Source organism: Pseudomonas sp. zfem005 (genome assembly GCF_032621735.1).
GTDB lineage: Bacteria > Pseudomonadota > Gammaproteobacteria > Pseudomonadales > Pseudomonadaceae > Metapseudomonas > Metapseudomonas solani.
In genome coordinates this window covers 405,283-423,341 of record NZ_JAVYJE010000008.1, presented here as the reverse complement: position 1 = coordinate 423,341, position 18,059 = coordinate 405,283, and the positions used below count along the sequence as shown (strand labels likewise).

The 18,059-nt window shown below is 66.6% G+C and carries 15 protein-coding genes; 7 read left to right on the top strand and 8 right to left on the bottom strand.

Annotated features, from left to right (window positions below; genetic code table 11):
- Nucleotides 1–165: 165 nt before the first annotated feature.
- The 5 genes from RTW82_RS20010 to RTW82_RS19990 form a co-directional block, all read right to left on the bottom strand.
- A complete protein-coding gene (locus RTW82_RS20010; RefSeq protein ID WP_021219459.1) occupies nt 166–375 on the bottom strand; it encodes a cold-shock protein in 210 nt (69 codons plus the stop codon).
- A gap of 329 nt (nt 376–704) precedes the next feature.
- On the bottom strand, nt 705–1,685 hold the full coding sequence (locus tag RTW82_RS20005; RefSeq protein WP_316926198.1) for a DUF4340 domain-containing protein: 981 nt from the start codon (nt 1,683–1,685) through the stop codon (nt 705–707).
- 11 nt (nt 1,686–1,696) lie between these two features.
- Nucleotides 1,697–3,532: a GldG family protein gene (locus RTW82_RS20000; RefSeq protein ID WP_316926197.1), complete on the bottom strand. Its 1,836-nt coding sequence runs from the start codon at nt 3,530–3,532 to the stop codon at nt 1,697–1,699.
- A gap of 1 nt (nt 3,533) precedes the next feature.
- Nucleotides 3,534–4,268, bottom strand: a complete 735-nt coding sequence (locus RTW82_RS19995; protein WP_021219462.1) for an ABC transporter permease subunit — start codon at nt 4,266–4,268, stop codon at nt 3,534–3,536.
- The gene (locus RTW82_RS19990) at nt 4,265–5,188 is read right to left on the bottom strand and encodes an ABC transporter ATP-binding protein (RefSeq protein ID WP_021219463.1); all 924 of its coding nucleotides are present in this window, start codon (nt 5,186–5,188) and stop codon (nt 4,265–4,267) included. Before RTW82_RS19990 ends, RTW82_RS19995 begins: the two co-directional genes overlap by 4 nt.
- A gap of 228 nt (nt 5,189–5,416) precedes the next feature.
- Between RTW82_RS19990 and plsB the strand changes: the two genes are divergently transcribed.
- From plsB to RTW82_RS19965, 5 genes are all read left to right on the top strand, one after another.
- Nucleotides 5,417–7,921 carry a glycerol-3-phosphate 1-O-acyltransferase PlsB gene (plsB, locus tag RTW82_RS19985; RefSeq protein ID WP_316926196.1) on the top strand — a complete coding sequence of 835 codons (2,505 nt, stop codon included), beginning with the start codon at nt 5,417–5,419 and terminating at the stop codon, nt 7,919–7,921.
- Between the two features lie 166 nt (nt 7,922–8,087).
- A complete protein-coding gene (locus RTW82_RS19980; protein WP_316926195.1) occupies nt 8,088–8,351 on the top strand; it encodes a hypothetical protein in 264 nt (87 codons plus the stop codon).
- Nucleotides 8,348–8,881, top strand: coding sequence for a hypothetical protein (locus tag RTW82_RS19975; RefSeq protein WP_316926194.1), 534 nt, complete (start codon nt 8,348–8,350; stop codon nt 8,879–8,881). The genes RTW82_RS19980 and RTW82_RS19975 overlap by 4 nt, the downstream gene beginning before the upstream one ends.
- Nucleotides 8,882–8,957: 76 nt before the next feature.
- Nucleotides 8,958–9,356, top strand: a complete 399-nt coding sequence (locus RTW82_RS19970; RefSeq protein WP_316926193.1) for a YbaY family lipoprotein — start codon at nt 8,958–8,960, stop codon at nt 9,354–9,356.
- Nucleotides 9,357–9,387: 31 nt separating this feature from the next.
- Entirely contained in the window at nt 9,388–10,065 is a 678-nt protein-coding gene (locus tag RTW82_RS19965; RefSeq protein WP_316926192.1) for a DUF4197 domain-containing protein, read from the top strand.
- 304 nt (nt 10,066–10,369) lie between these two features.
- Here RTW82_RS19965 and RTW82_RS19960 read toward each other — a convergent pair whose 3' ends face one another.
- Together RTW82_RS19960 and RTW82_RS19955 are read right to left on the bottom strand one after the other, a co-directional pair.
- Nucleotides 10,370–11,530 carry an aromatic ring-hydroxylating oxygenase subunit alpha gene (locus tag RTW82_RS19960; protein WP_316926191.1) on the bottom strand — a complete coding sequence of 387 codons (1,161 nt, stop codon included), beginning with the start codon at nt 11,528–11,530 and terminating at the stop codon, nt 10,370–10,372.
- A gap of 24 nt (nt 11,531–11,554) precedes the next feature.
- A complete protein-coding gene (locus RTW82_RS19955; RefSeq protein WP_021219470.1) occupies nt 11,555–12,157 on the bottom strand; it encodes a TetR/AcrR family transcriptional regulator in 603 nt (200 codons plus the stop codon).
- 101 nt (nt 12,158–12,258) lie between these two features.
- Here RTW82_RS19955 and RTW82_RS19950 point away from each other — a divergent pair, with 101 nt between their 5' ends.
- Both RTW82_RS19950 and RTW82_RS19945 read left to right on the top strand, forming a co-directional pair.
- Nucleotides 12,259–13,092 (top strand): crotonase/enoyl-CoA hydratase family protein, encoded by an 834-nt coding sequence (locus RTW82_RS19950; protein WP_316926190.1) that lies wholly within the window; start codon nt 12,259–12,261, stop codon nt 13,090–13,092.
- A gap of 40 nt (nt 13,093–13,132) precedes the next feature.
- Entirely contained in the window at nt 13,133–14,866 is a 1,734-nt protein-coding gene (locus tag RTW82_RS19945; RefSeq protein ID WP_316926189.1) for an AMP-dependent synthetase/ligase, read from the top strand.
- A 118-nt stretch (nt 14,867–14,984) separates the two neighbouring features.
- On the opposite strand, the gene RTW82_RS19940 is transcribed toward RTW82_RS19945, so the two are convergent.
- Entirely contained in the window at nt 14,985–18,056 is a 3,072-nt protein-coding gene (locus RTW82_RS19940; protein ID WP_316926188.1) for an efflux RND transporter permease subunit, read from the bottom strand.
- Nucleotides 18,057–18,059: the final 3 nt, after the last annotated feature.

Here is an 18,059-nt window from a genome sequence, read left to right as displayed (position 1 = left end):
TCGACCACTGCCAGTTTAAAAGCCTGCGTGTAATCACGCTGACTGCGACGGATACCTTCTGCCATCGGGGCTCTCCTGAAATAAGGGCGAAGGTGTAAACCTTATTCAGGACGAGACAGCAGAAAACAAAAGGCCCGTCATCGACGGGCCTTTTGCTTGGAGTCGTCAGACTCTGGAGACGTCTTCCGCCTGCAGGCCTTTCTGTCCCTGGATCACCGCGAATTCCACTTTCTGGCCTTCGACCAGGGAACGATGCCCATCGCCGCGGATAGCACGGTAGTGAACGAAGACATCCGGACCGCTTTCGCGCTGAATGAATCCATAGCCTTTAGCGTCATTGAACCACTTGACGGTTCCGACCTCACGATCAGCCATTACTACTCTCTCCAAACTCGCAATTTTATTGTGTTGCCCCTTATTCAAGAGGCTTAGACGGTTGGGCAAGGACGTTCTTCTTTTTATAGCCGACCGCAGTCCAGAGAGGCGTGGGCGGGTATTCCGAATAGCGTTCTTTTAACCACCGCGACCGGAGTATACGACAGGAAATGCTACAGAAAAGCACTTTTTTAGAATGCCGTGAAACCGCCGGCCGGCAGGGCTTTCACGCCCTTTTATGGGTCTTTCGGGTCACAAAATGGGGCACTCCCGAAGCGTTTGAAAAGCAACTTGGAAATGCCTTTCGCACACCCTGGTAGTTGCCCTTCTTACTTGGCCGAGAGCACGTCTTCGAGCCTCTTCGCCAGCGCCTGGTATTGGAACGCCTCGATGCGATAAGCCCAATCGAGACGACCCGCAACTTGCTCGCCGTCGAACTTGTCCTTGCGCTTCAACTGCATCCAGTACTGCTCGCCCTGCCCCAGGATGACCCCATCGAGCTGGCCACCCGCAAAGTCCTGCAGGCTGAACTCGAGCAACGGCTTGTCCTTGAACTGCACCTGGTCCAGCGGTGCGGCGTCGGCGAACTCCAGGTCGGCGAACAGCGTCGCCATGCCATTGGCCGCCGCCTCGTAGGCCAGCGTACGGTTGGCCGGCAGCTGGCGGACCTTGAGGTTCGCTTCGCCTTCGGCATCGCGGTAGACCGTCAGCCCATTGCCCTGGCGGAACTTCACCTCGACCTGGCGCACGCTGGCGAAGGGGATGCTGGCGATACGTCGATCCAGCCAGCCGAGCTCGGTCTCCGGCAGGGCGATACGCGTGTCGATCAGCCAGCTCTGGTTCTCGCCGGCCAGGCGCACCAGTTGTCCCTTGCCGCCTTGGCCCGGCTTGCCCATCAGCAGCACCTGCTCGGGCAGGCCTTCGCCCCGCAGCTTCACGCGGATGCCCTGGCCTTCGCCCTTGTCCGCCAGGCCGAGTTGGCCGTGCAGCTCGGGCTTGGCGGTGCGCGCCTCGATTTCCCGCGCATCCCCCAGGGCCCGCAGCAGGTCGGCCACCGGCTTGGCCGCCGCCGGGTAGCCGGCCTTGTCGGGCAGCACCCAGGTGCCGCTCTGCCGTGCCAGGCGCAGCAGTGGCTGCCCCGGGCGCTCCACCTCGATGCGGTCCACCTCGGCGAGCCGGCCCTGCAGCGCCGGTAGCAAGGGCGACGGCCCCTTCACCGCGAGCGGTTCGGGGGCCCGGTGCAGGCCGACATAGGCCAGCACCAGGACGATGGCCACCAGGGCCAGGAACAACAGTGCCTTGCGTCCCATCGGTTCTCTCCTCAGGCCCGGCGACGACGCCAGAACCACAGCAGCAGCACGCCCAGGGTCAGCACCAGCGGAACCAGGACGATGTTGATGAGTTTGAGGGTACGGCCGAGTTTCTCGATATCGGCGTTGAGCTGGTAGTTGACCTCACGCAGCTCCTTGCGGATGCGCACCTTCTCCTGCATGAACTGCTGCAGGGTGGCCTGCTGTTCGGGGGTCAGTTCCAGGGCCTTGGTCGGGTCCTGGTTCTTCTGCAGGCTGGCCAGCTTCTCCTCGGTGTCGGCGAGGCGCTGCTGCAGCACCTGCTCCTGCTCGCGGAAGCGCGTCTCCGCCTCACGCTGCAGCGACTCGACCACGGTGAAGGGCCGGGTGAAGCGCCCCCGGGAGCGCACGCTGATCAACGCTTCGGAACCGGTCAGGTTATCCAGGGCGTTGATGGCGAAGCCGGAGTTGTCGGCCCAGGGCTGCGGCACGCGCTGGCCGAAGAAGTCCTGCACCTGCACCCACATGCGATCGCTGAGCATGTCGGTGTCGGCGACCACGATGACGTTGATGTTGTCCGCCGCCCTGAGGCCGTCCTTGTGGCCCTCGATGCCATCGGGGAAGGCGCTCTGCACCGGCCCGCCGATGCGCGCGGCGATGGCGTAGCGGTCGCCGCTGGGCTTCAGCTCGCGCATCAGCACATCGGGGTTGCGCAGGGTGGCGAAGATCCCGGCATCGAAGGGCTTGGCGTATTCCGAGCTCTGGATCAGCGGCGCGAAATGGGTCTTCGCACCCTCCAGCGGGCGCAGGATGCCGGCGGTGGCGACGGTGACCGTCTCCAGGCTGGAGGTGGCGATGTCGCTGGCGTCCAGGGCCTTCTTCGGCAGGCTCAGCCAACCGACGTGGCGCGCAGGGCGCTGGCCCTCGCCCATGCTCACCGACATGGCGTAGGCGCCATCGCCCACCACCTTGCCGGGCACCATCTCCAGGCCCCAGGCCTTGAACAGCGCCGGCAGGTCGGAGGCCTTGTCCTCGCCGCCCATCTCGCCGGGCATCTGCACGCCGTGGTCGGCTTCGCTATAGGGGTCGACGAACACCAGCAGCTTGCCGCCGCGCAGGACGAACTGGTCGATGGCGTACTGGGTCTGCTGCGACAGGTTCTTCGGGTGCACCAGCAGCAGCACCGACACCTTGTCGGGAATCTGGTCGACGCTGGGCTTGATGCTCTCGATCTGGAACAGCTGGCGGATTTCCTCCATCACCATCCAGGGCTGGCTCGGCTGGCGGGTCTGCATGTCGAAGCCGCCATTGATGGGCAGCCCGGACATCACCCCGACCACCGGCCGCTGGGGCTTGGCCAGGCTCTGTACCAGGCGGCTGATCTCGTATTCGAGAAACTCCTCCTGGTCGAGGGGGAAGAACGGGATGATCTGCCGGTCATCGACACTGTTGGTCCCGGCCAGGCCGAAGTAGACCGAATCGCCGCCCTGCTGCAGCGGCACCGCCTGCAGGCCGAACTCGGCGGCCTTGTCCTCGTCCTCGGAGAAGGGCTCGGGGTCGACGATGTGCAGCTTGATCTTGCCGTCCGACGCCTGGGCATAGGCCTTGAGCATCTCCTCCACGCGCTTGGCGTAGTTGCGCAGCACCACCAGGTCCTTGGCGGATTTGTCGGAGTAGAAGAAGTACAGGTTGATGGGCTCGTCCAGCTCCCCGAGGATCTGCCGGGTGCCGTCGGAAATGGTGTAGAGCTTCTGCTCGGTGAGGTCGATGCGGGCGTTGGTCAGCGCCAGCCCGGAGACCATGTTGAACGCCAGGAAGGCCAGGGCGATAAGCAGCAGGCCGGCGCTGGAATACATCAGTTTCTTCATGTCAGTCGGCCTTCTTCAGATCGACCACCACGGCGGTGGCGGCCAGCCAGGCGGCGATCAGGGTGACGAAATAAAGCAGGTCGCGCAGGTCGATCACGCCCTTGCTGATGGCCTCGAAGCGGGTCAGGAAACTCAGCGAGGCGACCGCGTCCAGCAGCCATTGCGGGGCCCAGGCGCTGAAGGCGTCGAGCACCAGCGGGAAGCCGCTGACCATGAACAGGAAGCACATGACCACGGCGAGGATGAAGGCGATCACCTGGTTCTTGGCCAGCGCCGACATGCACGAGCCGATGGCCAGGTACGAGCCCGCCAGCAGCCAGCTGCCGATGTAGCCGGTGACGATGGCGCCGTTGTCCGGCTCGCCCAGGTAGTTGACCGTGACGATCATCGGGAAGGTCAGCAGCAGCGCCAGGCCGGCGAAGGCCCAGGCGGCAAGGAACTTGCCGGTGACCGCCTCGAAGCGGGTGATCGGCAAGGTCATCAGCAGCTCGATGGAGCCTGACTTGCGCTCCTCCGCCCACAGGCGCATGGCGATGGCCGGCACCAGGAACAGGTAGAGCCAGGGGTGGAAGTTGAAGAAGGGCGCGAGACTGGCCTGGCCGCTCTCGAAAAAACCACCCAGGTAGAAGGTGAAGACCCCGGACAGCACCAGGAAGATCACGATGAACACATAGGCCAGCGGCGTGGCGAAGTAGCTCGCCAGCTCGCGCTTGAATATGACCGGCAACTGCTTCATGCCGCCTCTCCCCGGGTCAGGCTGCGGAACACTTCATCCAGGCGACCCCGCTCGACATCCAGCTCCTTGACCTTCCAGCCGCGCTGGTGGATGAGCTGGTTGACCTGCGGGAAGATCACCTCGCCAGGCTTGGCCAGCACCGTCAGGCCGCTGCCGTGGGGGTTCTCCTCCACGCCGGCAACGCCCGGCAGCACCGCCAGGGCCAGCGGGTCCAGGGGCTCGTCGGCCACCAGGGTCACCGCCTGGTGGTAGCGCGAACGGCTCTCCAGTTCGTAGGGGGTGCCGTCGGCCACCAGCTTGCCGGCGGCGATCACCACCGCGCGGGTGCACACCGCCGCCACCTCTTCGAGGATGTGGGTGGAGATGATCACGATCTTGTCCTGGGCCAGGCTCTGGATCAGCTGGCGCACCTGATGCTTCTGGTTGGGGTCGAGGCCGTCGGTGGGCTCGTCGAGGATCAGCACACGCGGATCATGGAGGATCGCCTGGGCCAGGCCAACACGGCGCTTGAAGCCCTTGGACAGGGTATCGATGGATTGCCCCAGCACCTTGTCCAGCTCCACCTGGCCGGCGGCGCGGGTCACCCGCTGCTTCTTCTCGGCGCCACGGAAGCCGCGCACCTCGGCGATGAATTCGAGGAAGCCGCGCACCGTCATGTCGCCATAGCAGGGGGCACCTTCGGGGAGGTAGCCGATCTGCTGCTGGGCCTGGAGGGTGCGGGTCTGGATGTCGAAGCCGAGCACGCTCGCGGTGCCGGAGGTCGGCGCGAGGAACCCGGTGAGCATCTTCATGGTGGTGGACTTGCCGGCACCGTTCGGGCCGAGGAAGCCGAGCACCTCCCCCTGCTGGACGCCGAAGGACAGGTCGTCCACGACGGTGTGCTGCGCGAAACGCTTGGTCAGTTTTTTTAGTTCGATCATGGCCTCTACCCCAAAGGGAAAAGCCCCCGGCCATGCTGGCCGCTGGGGCCTTGCAAAACGCCGGCGGACTATAAGGAGTCCCCCGGCGGCATAGCAAGACAGCAGAAGATTCCGGAAGTTTCCTGGCGGCCCCATGGTTTTCAGACCGTTAGGTGCTTTTTGCGGCTGGATGGCGAATACGGCAAACTAGCCACCCCGAGCACTCGCTCGTTCGACTACAGACTCCGTATGACCCGCTCGCCCTTCCGCCGCCTGGCCTTCGGTACCCTGCGCCGCCTCCTTTATCTCTGGGTGCGCTCGGAAACCATCAACCAGTCCGCCTTCACCCTCAAGCTCGACCGCAGCAAGCCGGTGCTCTATGTGCTCCAGCAACCTTCGGCCAGCGACCTGGCGGTGGTGGACCGGGAGTGCACCAAGGCCGGCCTGCCCCGCCCGGTGCTGCCGGTGGCGGTGGGCGACACCCTCGAACCCGCCGCCTTCTTCTACCTGACCCCCGAACCCGGCTGGTTCGGCGGCCAGGACAAGCGCGGCACCTCGCCGACCCTGGTGCGGGTGCTCGATGCCATCCAGCAGCACGCCGTGGATGACGCGCAGATCATTCCGGTGACGGTGTTCTGGGGCCAGTCCCCGGACCGCGAGACCAGCCCCTGGAAGCTGCTGTTCGCCGACAGCTGGGCCGTTACCGGCCGCCTGCGCAAGCTGGTCAGCATCCTCATCCTCGGGCGCAAGACCCGCGTGCAGTTCTCCGCCCCCATCCACCTGCGCGAGCTGATCGCCCAGGGCAAGGGCCCGGAGCGCACCCAGCGCATGGTGCAGCGCATCCTGCGGGTGCACTTCCGCAACCAGAAGACCGCCGTGATCGGCCCCGACCTCTCCCACCGCCGCAACCTGGTCAAGGGCCTGGTGCACGCGCCCCAGGTGCGCCAGGTGATAGCCGAAGAAGCCGAGCGCGAGAAGATCAGCCCGGCCAAGGCCGAGGCCCAGGCACTGAAGTACGGCAACGAGATCGCCTCCGACTTCGCCTACACCGCCATCCGCTTCCTCGAAGTGGTGCTGAGCTGGTTCTGGAACAAGCTCTATGAAGGCATCAAGGTCAACCACATCGAAGGGGTGCAGGAGATCGCCCAGGGCCACGAAGTCATCTACGTGCCCTGCCACCGCAGCCACATCGACTACCTGCTGCTCTCCTACCTGCTGTTCCGCAACGGCCTGACCCCGCCGCACATCGCGGCCGGCATCAACCTCAACATGCCGGTGATCGGTGGCCTGCTGCGTCGCGGCGGTGCCTTCTTCATGCGCCGCACCTTCAAGGGCAACCCGCTCTACACCGCGGTGTTCAACGAATACCTGCACACCCTGTTCAGCCGTGGCTTCCCGGTGGAGTACTTCGTCGAGGGCGGGCGTTCGCGCACCGGCCGCATGCTCCACCCGAAAACCGGCATGCTCGCCATCACCCTGCGCAGCTTCCTGCGCTCCTCGCGCCTGCCCATCGTTTTCGTGCCGGTCTACATCGGCTACGAGCGCGTGCTGGAAGGCCGCACCTACCTGGGCGAGCTGCGTGGCGCGAGCAAGAAGAAGGAGTCGATCTTCGACATCTTCAAGGTCATCGGCGCCCTCAAGCTGCGCTTCGGCAGCGTCGCGGTGAACTTCGGCGAGCCGATCAAGCTCGCCGAGTTCCTCGACCAGGAACAGCCGACCTGGCGTGACCAGGAGCTGGGCCCGCAGTACCGCCCGGAATGGCTCAGCGACACCACCAACAAGCTGGCCACCCGCGTGGCCCGCCACCTCAACGACGCGGCGGCGATCAACCCGGTCAACCTGGTGGCCCTGGCGCTGCTGTCCACCAGCCGCCTGGCCCTGGACGAACGCGCCCTGACCCGCGTGCTCGACCTCTACCTGGCCCTGCTGCGCGCCGTGCCCTACTCGCCCCACGCCACCCTGCCGGAAGGCGATGGCCAGGCGCTGATCCAGTACGTGCAGAGCATGAACCTGCTGGCCGAGCAGAAGGACGCCCTGGGCAAGATCCTCTACTTGGACGAGCAGAACGCCGTCCTGATGACCTACTACCGCAACAACGTGCTGCACATCTTCGCCCTGCCGGCACTGCTCGCCAGCTTCTTCCAGAGCAGCGGGCGCATGAGCCGCGAGCAGATCCTGCGCTACACCCGCGCGCTCTACCCCTACCTGCAGGCCGAGCTGTTCATCCGCTGGAACCTCGACGAGCTGGATGCCGTGGTCGACCAGTGGCTGGACGCCTTCGTCGAGCAGGGGCTGCTGAAGTTCGAGAACGAAACCTATGTACGCCCGGCGCCGAGCTCGCGCCAGTTCGTGCTGCTGACCCTGCTCTCGCGCTCCATCGCCCAGACCCTGCAACGCTTCTACATGGCCATCGCCCTGCTGCTCAACGCCGGGCAGAACCAGCTGGCCGCCGAGGAGCTGGAAGACCTGTGCACCGTGATGGCCCAGCGCCTGTCGATCCTCCACGGCCTCAACGCCCCGGAGTTCTTCGACAAGAGCCTGTTCCGCCACTTCATCCAGACCCTCCTCGACCAGCGCGTGCTGCGCCAGGACGAAGCCGGCAAGCTCAGCTACCACCCGGCCCTGGGTGACCTCGCCGAAGGCGCAGCCAAGCGCGTGCTGCCGGCCGAGATCCGCCTGTCGATCCGCCAGGTCGCCCTGGAACGCCAGGGCGAAGTGGAAGCGGAAGCCGAAGCGCCTGCCGAAGCCAGCTGACCCCCAGTCCGGCCCCACCCGGGCCGGCCTTGTTTCATCACCCTGTCGATTTAGAGAACTCGCCTACAGGCTGCATCGGAGCCTGCCGAACGGCTGCCGTGCGGCCGCTCAGTACCATGACCGGCCTGCGCTGCGCAGGACTCCACCCACAGGGACGGTGCCGACCATGCTGCTGAGATCAATCCCCATCCACAACGCCGACGGCCAGGTCGTCAACGCTGCCATCCTCTGCTGTTTCGGGATCGCCGCCCTGGAGCGCGACTTCCTCCTCTACACCCTCGACGAGGCCCAGCCCGGCCGACGCTGCAAGGCCTACATCGCCGAAATCCGCATCCACCCCGAGGGCTACAGCCTCGACACCATCGACGCCGAGCACTGGCCCCAGGTGAAACGGGTACTCAAGGAACTGACCCGGGAGCGCACGCCATGACCGCGCGCCGGAAGCCCCTGGAATTCCACCTGCTGAACCTCAAGGCGCTGCCGCTGATCGAGCCGGTGGAGCCAAGCCGCCTGGAGGAACACCGCTCCGTGCTGCTCGGCAAGGACGCCCTGACACGGCTCATGGCGGTGGCCGGCAAGGTGTCCCGCCAGCCGCAAGGCAGTACCTGGTCCATCCCCGCCCAGCCCCAGGCCGCAGCGCGCCCCTCCTCTGCCCGGGAAGCGCGCCTGCAGCAGCTGGAACACCACCTCGTCGAACGCCTGGCCCGATTCAAGGCCCTCAGCGAAGCGCGCGCCCGGGAGTTCGCCAGGCGTGACGCCGAACAGCGCACCCAGGCGAAAAACCTGCGGGCGGAAGCCGCCAGGCTCGCCGGCCGGGCCGCCGAACTGGACGAGCGCGAGGCGGACCTGCAACGCAGAAGCCTGACCCTGGCGCAGCAGCTAGAACAGCTGATCAACGCCCGGCAGCGCCTGCAGACGATCACCCAGGCCCTGGACGACCGCCCACCGCTCGAGGACTGACGCGCACGCGGGGCTGTACCCCCGGCCCCTGGCTTCTATAGTGTGTTTATCGCTGTCCACCGAACCACGAGGCCCCATGAAGTCCCCCAGCCTGCTGCTCGCCAGCGCCCTGCTCGTCGCCTGCACCACCGTCCAGCCCCCGACCCAGGCCCATCTCAATGGCGAGGTCTTCTACCTGCAACGCAGCGCCCTGCCGCCGGATGCCACGCTGCGCGTCTCGCTGCAGGACGTCTCGCTGGCTGATACCCCCGCCCGCGAGCTCGCCTACCAGCAGGGCCGGGTCGAAGGCCAGGTGCCCCTGCCCTTCCAGCTCAGCTACGACCCGGCCAACCTGCAGCCCGGCCATGACTATGCGGTGAGCGCGCGCATCGAGCGCGACGGCAAGCTGCTGTTCATCAGCACCGAGCGCCACTCGGTTAAACTCGACGGCAGCGACCCGCAGCCCCTGCGTATCAAGGTCGATGCCGTTCCCTGACAACCCGCCTTTCCGCCACAAGGATGCCGCCATGTTCCGACTCACCACCCTGGTCGCCGGCCTCGCCCTCTCCGCCAGCGCCTTCGCCCTCTCCCTCAGCGACCTCAGCCAGCAGGACGCCAGCGGCGGCCTCAAGGATGCGCTCACCCAGGGCGCCAAGGTCGCCGTGCAGCAACTCGGCAAGCCGGGCGGCTTCAGCGAAAACCCCGACGTGCGCATCGAGCTGCCGGGCAAGCTCGGCAAGGCCGCCAAGACCATGAAGATGATGGGCATGGGGGCCCAGGTCGACCAGCTGGAAGCCAGTATGAACAAGGCCGCCGAAGCCGCTGTGCCGGAAGCCCAGGCGCTGCTGGTGGACGCGGTGAAGAAGATGACCGTGCAGGACGCCAAGGGCATCCTCTCCGGTCCTGAAGACTCCGCGACCCAGTACCTGAACAAGACCAGCCGCGAACAGCTGCGCGCCAAGTTCCTGCCCATCGTCAAGAAAGCCACCGACCAGGTCGGCCTGGCCAAGCAGTACAACAGCTTCGCCGGCCAGGCCGCGAGCTTCGGTGTGGTCGACGCCAAGAGCGCCAACATCGAGAGCTACGTGACCGAAGAAGCCCTCGACGGCCTGTTCAAGATGATCGCCGACCAGGAAGCCAGCATCCGCAAGAACCCCGCCGCTGCCGCCACCGGCCTGGCGAAGAAGGTCTTCGGCGTGCTCTGAGCCTCAGCCCGAAACGAAAAAGCCCGGCCAAGCGCCGGGCTTTTTTGTGCAAGCACCGTAGGTTGGCGCCAAGCGCAGCGAGACCCAACGGACCAACGCCCGAGACGGCGTAGTGGCGTGATTGGCGAATGAATTCGCTCCCACAAGGGCGGCGGCGCTGCGCGCCGCTTGGCGACTGAAGTCGCCCCTACAGAGGCCCCACCGCTTGAGCACGACCGCTGTGGGTGGAGGCCGCTCTTTACCTCCACCAGGCGGAGTCGAAGGCGGCACAGGCTCATGCCTGGACTGCGCCCCGCGCTCGCGATCAACCCCGCCCCACCACCTCGACACAAGAATCCCCCAGCGCCTCGTCCAGCCCCTGGTGGAACCAGCGCAGCGCCTGCTCGTAGCGCCCATGCCAGAGGCGGTCGCTGGCGCCGGCGCGGATGCCGTTCTGCACCCGCGCGGCCATGGCAAAGTCTTCTTCCAAGGCGGAATAGAGGATCTCGTTGTTCTTCTCGAAATAGCGCCGGGCCTTGTCCGTCGCCGGTTCTTCCAGCAGCAGGTTGTAGCCCAGCACGCGGGTGGCCAGCGGGCCGTCGGGGAAGACGCTGGAGAAGTCGATATGGTCCGGCTCCACCAGCACCAGGGTGTTGGGCCAGATGAAGTACAGCAGGTTGCCGTGGCGGCGCAGGTCCCACTCGGATTCCGGCTGCGCCAGCACCTCGCGCAGGTTGCGCTTCACGTAGTAGTTGCGGATGTGCCGGCCGAAGCGCTCGAACAGTCCCAGGTTGGGCCAGAACAGGTGGTCGATGGTGGCCTGGTGCGCCTTGGCCACGTGGTAGTTCTCCAGGAAGGTGTCGATGGTCAGCTTCCAGTTCACCGGCCGGCGGATGTCGCGCGGGTCGAAGAGCACCTGCCCCTCCAGGGCGAAGCTGCTGAAATCAGCCATCAGCTCAGGGCCGAAGAACGCCGGCATGTCCAGTGCGGGGCCGGGCGAGTGGCGCGCCCAGATGGCGCCGAAACACTCGGCCACCGGCACCTCGGTGAGGTTCAGGCAACCGCGGTCGACGCCCTCGAAACCGTAGCCGTGGGGAATGCCGCGCAACTGCCCATCGGGGTTGTAGGCCCAGGCGTGGTAGGGGCAGACGAACACCCGGTTGGCACCTTCCGCCTCCGCCACCAACTGGGTGCCACGGTGCTTGCAGACATTGAGGAAGCCGCGCAACCGTCCCGCCTCGTCACGCACCAGCAGCAATGGCGCCAGCAGGTCCCGGGTGATGAAGCGCCCCGCCGTCACCTCGCTGGAGCGCGCCACCAGCAGCGGCTCGCGACGCAGCACCTCGTCCCGTTCACGTCGGTAACGCGCCTCGTCGAGGTAGCTGTCCACCGCCAGCGATGAAGGCGTTTCCAGGCAATCGGACTGGCCCCGTTCGGCCAGCGCCAGCGTCTTCTTCAGCAGTTCCACCTGTGTCGCGTGCTGCATGCCTGCCTCTTCTTGTTGTTGGGGTCATGTCGGCTGGAGTGGCGCCAGGGCACCACGGATGAAATGCCAGAGCTGCCGCGACAGCTGATCGGCCGGCGGGCGCGGCGAGCGCCCGAGGGCTTCGAGCAAGGCCTGGTGCATGCCGCCGAGGATCATCGCCGAGACCAGCTCCGGGTCGAGGCTGGCGTTCAGCTGCCCGGCAACCTGGCCCCGGCGGATGTTGTCGGCGCCCTGGCGTACGTTCTCGGTGATGCGCCGGGCTTCCAGCGCGGCCACCTCCGGCTCCCGCGCCAGGCTCACCAACAGCAGCGGTGCCAGGGGTTCGGCATAGACGAACTGCACCGCGCGGCGCACCCGCTGCTCCTCGCGGCTGCACCAGTCTTCGGCACCGGGCAGCGGGTCGGCGACCATCACCTCGGCCTGGTAGCGGTCATGGAAGTCCTCGGCCACTGCGGCCAGCAGCCCGGCGCGGGAGGCGAAGTAGCGGTAGATCAGCCCCACCGACACGCCGGCCCGCTCTGCCACCCGCCCCACTTCCAGGCCGCCGCCGAGCTCCAGCAATTCGTCGCGGGCGGCGTCCAGCAGGCTGGCACGGGTTCTCTGGGCCTTGGGGGAAAGATCGGTCATGGGGCTCTCGATAAAGCGCTGGACAGGAAAAGTGAATTCAGTTTACTTATTTCTCCCGACACGCCAAGCCCCGATCCAATAAAAAACCACGGAGCGCTTCCATGACCGATTCCACCGTCCACTACGCGGTCGACGGCCGCATCGCCACCCTCACCCTCAACCGCCCCGAGCGGCTCAACGCCATCGACGATCGCCTCCCCGTCGACCTTGAGGCCGCCGTGCTGCGCGCCAATGCCGACGACGCGGTGCACGTCATCGTCCTCACCGGGGCCGGCCGTGGTTTCTGCAGCGGCTACGACCTCAAGTTCTTCGCCGAGAACCCGCGCGGCATCTACGGCAGCCAGGAAATGCCCTGGGACCCGATGGTCGACTACGCGCTGATGAAGAAGAACACCGAGCACTTCATGAGCCTGTTCCGCAGCTACAAGCCGGTGATCGCCAAGGTGCACGGCCCGGCGGTGGCCGGCGGCAGCGACATCGCCCTGTGCTGCGACCTGATCCTGATGGCCGACGAAGCGGTGATCGGCTATCCGCCGGCACGGGTCTGGGGCTGCCCGACCACCGCCATGTGGGTCTACCGCCTGGGCCCGGAGAAGGCCAAGCGCATGCTCCTCACCGGTGACCTCATCGACGGCCGCGAGGCCCAGCGCCTGGGCCTGGTCTACCAGAGCGTGCCCCTGGCCGAGCTGGACGCGGCGGTGGAAGCGCTCACCGCGCGCATGCAGGGCATCCCCCGGAACCAGCTGATGATGCAGAAGCTGATGATCAACCAGGCCTTCCACAACATGGGCCTGGAAACCACGCAAATGTTCGCCACACTGTTCGACGGCATCACCCGCCACAGCCCGGAAGGCGTGCGCTTCAAGGCGCGTTGCGAGGAAGTCGGGTTCGCCCAGGCGGTGAAGGAACGCGACTCGGGCCAGCCGATCCCCTGAGCCGTTCTCGCCCGTCCAACCCGAGTACAGGAGGTGTTCGATGACGACGCAGCAACCGCCGGCCGATCTCCCCAGCATCCCCGCCCTGCTCCACTGGCGGGCTCACCATACGCCCGACTGGCCCGCCGCCCAGGTGCGGGCAAACGACGCCTGGCGCAGCCTCGACTGGGGCACCGTGGCACAGCGCAGCGAGGCCCTGGCCAGAGCCCTGGTCGCCGCCGGCGTCGAGCCCGGTGACCGCGTGGCGATCTGGTGCCGCACCCGCCTCGAATGGAGCCTGCTGGACTTCGCCGTGCTCATGGCCGGCGCCGTCAGCGTCGGCCTCTACCCGAGCCTCACCCTGGCGCAGGCGACCCAGCAACTGCAGCGCGCGGACTGCCGCCTGCTGTTCGTCGAGCGTCTGGAACAGGCCCGTGGCGTCTCGCTGCCGGGCTTGCGCGTGGTGGCCATCGACACCGAGGCGGACGGCGCCGCGACGGGTCTGGGCGCCTTCGCCGCCGAGGGCGACGGGATGAGCGCCGAGCAGGTCCATCAGCGCTGGCAGGCCCTCGACCGCCAGGCCCTGGCCAACCTGGTGTTCACCTCCGGCACCACCGGCGAGCCCAAGGCCGCCATGCTCAGCCACGGCAACCTGCTGGCCGCCATCAGTGCCTACCAACTGCCACCCCCGCGCTACACCGGGCTCGCCTTCCTGCCCATGGCCCATGTCGGCGAACGGGTGATCGGTCACTACCAGCGCCTCTGGTGTGGCGCCCAGGCCGCCTACGTGCCGGACATCAACGACGTGCCCCGGGCCATCGCCGAGGTGCAGCCGGACTTCTTCGGCAGCGTGCCCAGGCTCTTCGAGAAGCTCCACGCCGCCGTCATGGCCCAGCGTCAGACCCTGGCGCCCGGCAAGCGCCGCGTGCTTGATTGGGCCCTGCGCACCGGCATCCGCCAGCGCGGCGGGCTGCGCCTGCAACTGGCCCGGCGCCTGGTGCTCAACGGCCTGCGCCAGCGTCTGTTCGGCTCACGCATCCGCGCCCTGGTCAGCGGTGGCGCGCCGCTGGACGCCGAGCTGGTGAACTTCTTCGCCGCCCTCGGCCTGCCCCTGTACGAAGGCTGGGGGATGTCCGAATCCACCGCCTTTCTCACCAGCAACGAAGGCGGCCCGAACAAGGCCGGCTCGGTGGGCCGGCCCCTGCCCGGCGTGGAGGTACGCATCGCCGACGACGGCGAGGTGCTGGTGCGCGGCCCCCATGTGTTCCAGGGCTACTTCCAGCAACCGGAAAAGACCGCCGAAACCTTTACCCTCGATGGCTGGCTGCGCAGCGGCGACCTGGGGCGGATCGACGCCACCGGCTACCTCTGGCTGACCGGTCGCAAGAAGGAACTGATCATCACCGCCGGCGGCAAGAACATCGCCCCGACGCCCATCGAAACGCGCCTCAAGCAGCACCCGCTGGTGGAGCAGGCCTTGGTGCACGGGGACCGGCGCAAGCACCTCAGCGCCCTGCTCGCCCTGGAGCCGCAGAGCCTGGCCATCTGGGCGAAACGCCAGGGCCTGGCGGGCGATGCCGAGGCCTGGCTGCAGGCACCGGCGCTGCTGGCGGAGTTGCAGGGGCACATCGACACCATCAACGCCGAGCTGTCCCAGGTGGAGCGGATCAAGGCCTGGGCCCTGCTGCCGCGCCTGCTCAGCCAGGAGCAGGACGAACTGACGCCGACGCAGAAGCTCAAGCGCCCGGTGGTGGAGCGCAACTTCGCGTTGCTGCTGGATGGGATGTATCGGTAAGGAAGGCCCTTGTGGGCACTGGTTGATGGGTTTCGCGTAGCTCTACCCATCCTACGAATCGGCACTTTAACCGTAGGATGGGTAGAGCACGGCGAAACCCATGCGGATGGCGTTGCCGTCAGGCGCGGGGCACTTCCTTGATCCGGAACCAGGCCGCGTAGAGCGCCGGCAGGAACAGCAGGGTCAGCGCCGTGGCGACGATCAGGCCGCCCATGATGGCCACCGCCATGGGGCCGAAGAACACGCTGCGCGACAGCGGGATCATTGCCAGCACCGCCGCCAGGGCGGTGAGCACGATGGGCCGGAAACGGCGCACCGTGGCTTCGATGATCGCGTGCCACTTGTCCAGGCCGGCGGCGATGTCCTGCTCGATCTGGTCCACCAGGATCACCGAGTTACGCATGATCATCCCCGACAGGGCGATGGTGCCGAGCATGGCCACGAAGCCGAAGGGCTGGCGGAACACCAGGAGGAACAGGGTCACCCCGATCAGCCCCAGGGGCGCGGTGAGGAACACCATGGCCGTGCGCGAGAAGCTCTTCAGCTGCAGCATCAGCAACGTCAGCACCACGACGATGAACAGCGGCACGCCGGCGTTCACCGACTTCTGCCCACGGGCCGAGTCCTCCACCGTGCCGCCCACGTCCAGCAGGTAGCCGTTGGGCAGTTCGGCGCGGATCGGTTCCAGGGTCGGCAGGATCTGCGTCACCAGGCTGGCCGGCAGCGACTTGTCGTAGATGTCGGCGCGCACGGTCACGGTGGGCAGGCGGTTGCGGTGCCAGATGATGCCTTCCTCGAAACCGTATTCCAGGGTGGCGATCTGCGACAGGGGCACGCTCTTGCCGCTGTCGGTGGGCACCGCCAGGCTCGGCAGCAGGGCCAGCTCCTGGCGCTCACGCGGGGTGCCGCGCAGGAGGATGTCGATCAACTCGTTGTCCTCGCGGAACTGGCTGACCGTGGAGCCGGTGAGCGAGCTCTGCAGGAAGCGCGACAGGTCGGCAGTGCTCACGCCCAGGGCGCGGGCGCGGTCCTGGTCGATGTTCAGGCGTACCACCTTGCTCGGCTCCTCCCAGTCCAGGTGCACGTTCACCACGTGGGGGTTCTCGCGCACCTTGTCGGCCACCTTGCGGGCGTAGGCACGGACTTCGTCGATGTGCTCGCCGGACACGCGGAACTGCACCGGGTAGCCCACGGGCGGGCCGTTCTCCAGGCGCGAAACGCGGGTGCGCAGGCTGGGGAACTCGTCGTTGAGCGTCTGGATCAGCCAGCTGCGCAGGGCCTCGCGGTCCTCGATGGTCTTGGCCAGCACCACGAACTGGGCGAAGCTCGCCGCCGGCAGTTGCTGGTCCAGCGGCAGGTAGAAGCGCGGCGAACCGGTGCCCACGTAGGCCACGTAGTTATCCACACCCGAGTGTTCCTTGATCATCTTCTCCAGGCGCGTCACCTCGGCCTCGGTGTTGCTCAGCGAGGAGCCCTCGCCCAGCTTCAGGTCGACCATCAGCTCCAGGCGCCCGGAGGCCGGGAAGAACTGCTGGGGCACGAAGCGGAACATGGCGATGGCGGCGACGAAGGCCACCAGGGTCAGCACGATCACCGTCTTGCGCCGACGCACGCACCACTCCACCACGCGCCGCACACGCTGGTAGAAGGGCGTCGCGTAGGGGTCATGGGCGCCACTGCCGCCATGTTTCTCGGCGTGACGCTTGGCCAGGTCCGGCAGCAGGCGGTCTCCCAAGTAGGGCACGAAGACCACGGCGGCGATCCAGGACACCAGCAGGGCGATGGTCACCACCTGGAAGATCGAACGGGTGTATTCGCCGGTGCCCGATTGCGCGGTGGCGATGGGCAGGAAGCCGGCGGCGGTGATCAGGGTGCCGGTGAGCATGGGGAAGGCCGTACTGGTCCAGGCATAGCTGGCCGCCTTGAGCCGGTCGTAACCCTGCTCCATCTTGATGGCCATCATCTCCACCGCGATGATCGCGTCGTCCACCAGCAAGCCCAGCGCCAGCACCAGCGCGCCGAGGGAGATCTTGTGCAGGCCGATGCCCAGGTAGTACATGGCGGCGAAGGTCATCGCCAGCACCAGGGGGATCGACAGCGCCACCACCAGGCCGGTGCGCAGGCCCAGGGAGAAGAAGCTCACCAGCAGCACGATGATCAGCGCCTCGGTGAGCACGCGGACGAACTCGCCCACGCCGGTCTTCACCGCCGCCGGCTGGTCGGAGACCTTGCGCAGCTGCATACCGGCCGGGAGGGTTTCCTGCAGGCGGGCGAACTCGCCTTCCAGGGCCTGGCCGAGGATGAGGATGTCACCGCCCGCCTTCATCGAGACCGCGAGGCCGATGGCGTTTTCGCCCATAAAGCGCATGCGCGGCGCGGGTGGGTCGTTGAAGCCACGGTGCACGTCGGCGACATCGCCGATGCGGAAGGTGCGGTCACCCACGCGGATGGGGAAGTCGCGAATCTCCTTCACCGAGTCGAAGCGCCCGCTGACGCGCAACTGCACGCGGTCGCTGGCCGTCTCGAAGAAGCCGGCGGCGGCCACGGCGTTCTGCTCTTCCAGCGCCTGCTGCACGGCGGCCAGCGGCAGGCCCAGGGTGGCGGCCTTGGTGTTGGAGAGCTCGATCCAGATCTTCTCGTCCTGCAGGCCGAGCAGCTCCACCTTGCCCACGTCCTTGACCCGCTGCAGTTGCAGCTGGATGCGGTCGGCGTAGTCCTTGAGCACGGCGTAGTCGAAGCCCTCGCCGGTCAGTGCATAGATGTTGCCGAAGGTGGTGCCGAACTCGTCGTTGAAGAACGGCCCCTGGATGCCCTGGGGCAAGGTGTGGCGAATGTCGCTGACCTTCTTGCGCACCTGGTACCAGAGCTCGGGGATTTCCGCCGAGTGCATGGAATCACGGGCAAGGAAGGTCACCTGGGATTCGCCGGGGCGGGAGAAGGAAATGATCTTGTCGTACTCGCCGGTCTCCATGAGCTTCTTTTCGATGCGCTCGGTGACCTGGCGGGACACTTCCTCGGCGCTGGCGCCGGGCCAGTTGGTGCGGATCACCATGGCCTTGAAGGTGAAGGGCGGGTCTTCGCTCTGCCCCAGCTTGGTGTAGGAGATCGCACCGACTATGCCCAGCAGCAGCATGATGTAGAGGACGATCTGACGGTTCTTCAGCGCCCAGGCGGAAAGGTTGAAGTTCACTCT

Excerpts from the sequence above, each read along its gene's own strand:
- RTW82_RS20010 (WP_021219459.1), bottom strand. The coding sequence starts at position 375 with ATGGCTGATCGTGAGGTCGGAACCGTCAAGTGGTTCAATGACGCTAAA.
- RTW82_RS20005 (WP_316926198.1), bottom strand. The coding sequence starts at position 1,685 with ATGGGACGCAAGGCACTGTTGTTCCTGGCCCTGGTGGCCATCGTCCTG.
- RTW82_RS20000 (WP_316926197.1), bottom strand. The coding sequence starts at position 3,532 with ATGAAGAAACTGATGTATTCCAGCGCCGGCCTGCTGCTTATCGCCCTG.
- RTW82_RS19995 (WP_021219462.1), bottom strand. The coding sequence starts at position 4,268 with ATGAAGCAGTTGCCGGTCATATTCAAGCGCGAGCTGGCGAGCTACTTC.
- RTW82_RS19990 (WP_021219463.1), bottom strand. The coding sequence starts at position 5,188 with ATGATCGAACTAAAAAAACTGACCAAGCGTTTCGCGCAGCACACCGTC.
- plsB (WP_316926196.1), top strand. The coding sequence starts at position 5,417 with ATGACCCGCTCGCCCTTCCGCCGCCTGGCCTTCGGTACCCTGCGCCGC.
- RTW82_RS19980 (WP_316926195.1), top strand. The coding sequence starts at position 8,088 with ATGCTGCTGAGATCAATCCCCATCCACAACGCCGACGGCCAGGTCGTC.
- RTW82_RS19975 (WP_316926194.1), top strand. The coding sequence starts at position 8,348 with ATGACCGCGCGCCGGAAGCCCCTGGAATTCCACCTGCTGAACCTCAAG.
- RTW82_RS19970 (WP_316926193.1), top strand. The coding sequence starts at position 8,958 with ATGAAGTCCCCCAGCCTGCTGCTCGCCAGCGCCCTGCTCGTCGCCTGC.
- RTW82_RS19965 (WP_316926192.1), top strand. The coding sequence starts at position 9,388 with ATGTTCCGACTCACCACCCTGGTCGCCGGCCTCGCCCTCTCCGCCAGC.
- RTW82_RS19960 (WP_316926191.1), bottom strand. The coding sequence starts at position 11,530 with ATGCAGCACGCGACACAGGTGGAACTGCTGAAGAAGACGCTGGCGCTG.
- RTW82_RS19955 (WP_021219470.1), bottom strand. The coding sequence starts at position 12,157 with ATGACCGATCTTTCCCCCAAGGCCCAGAGAACCCGTGCCAGCCTGCTG.
- RTW82_RS19950 (WP_316926190.1), top strand. The coding sequence starts at position 12,259 with ATGACCGATTCCACCGTCCACTACGCGGTCGACGGCCGCATCGCCACC.
- RTW82_RS19945 (WP_316926189.1), top strand. The coding sequence starts at position 13,133 with ATGACGACGCAGCAACCGCCGGCCGATCTCCCCAGCATCCCCGCCCTG.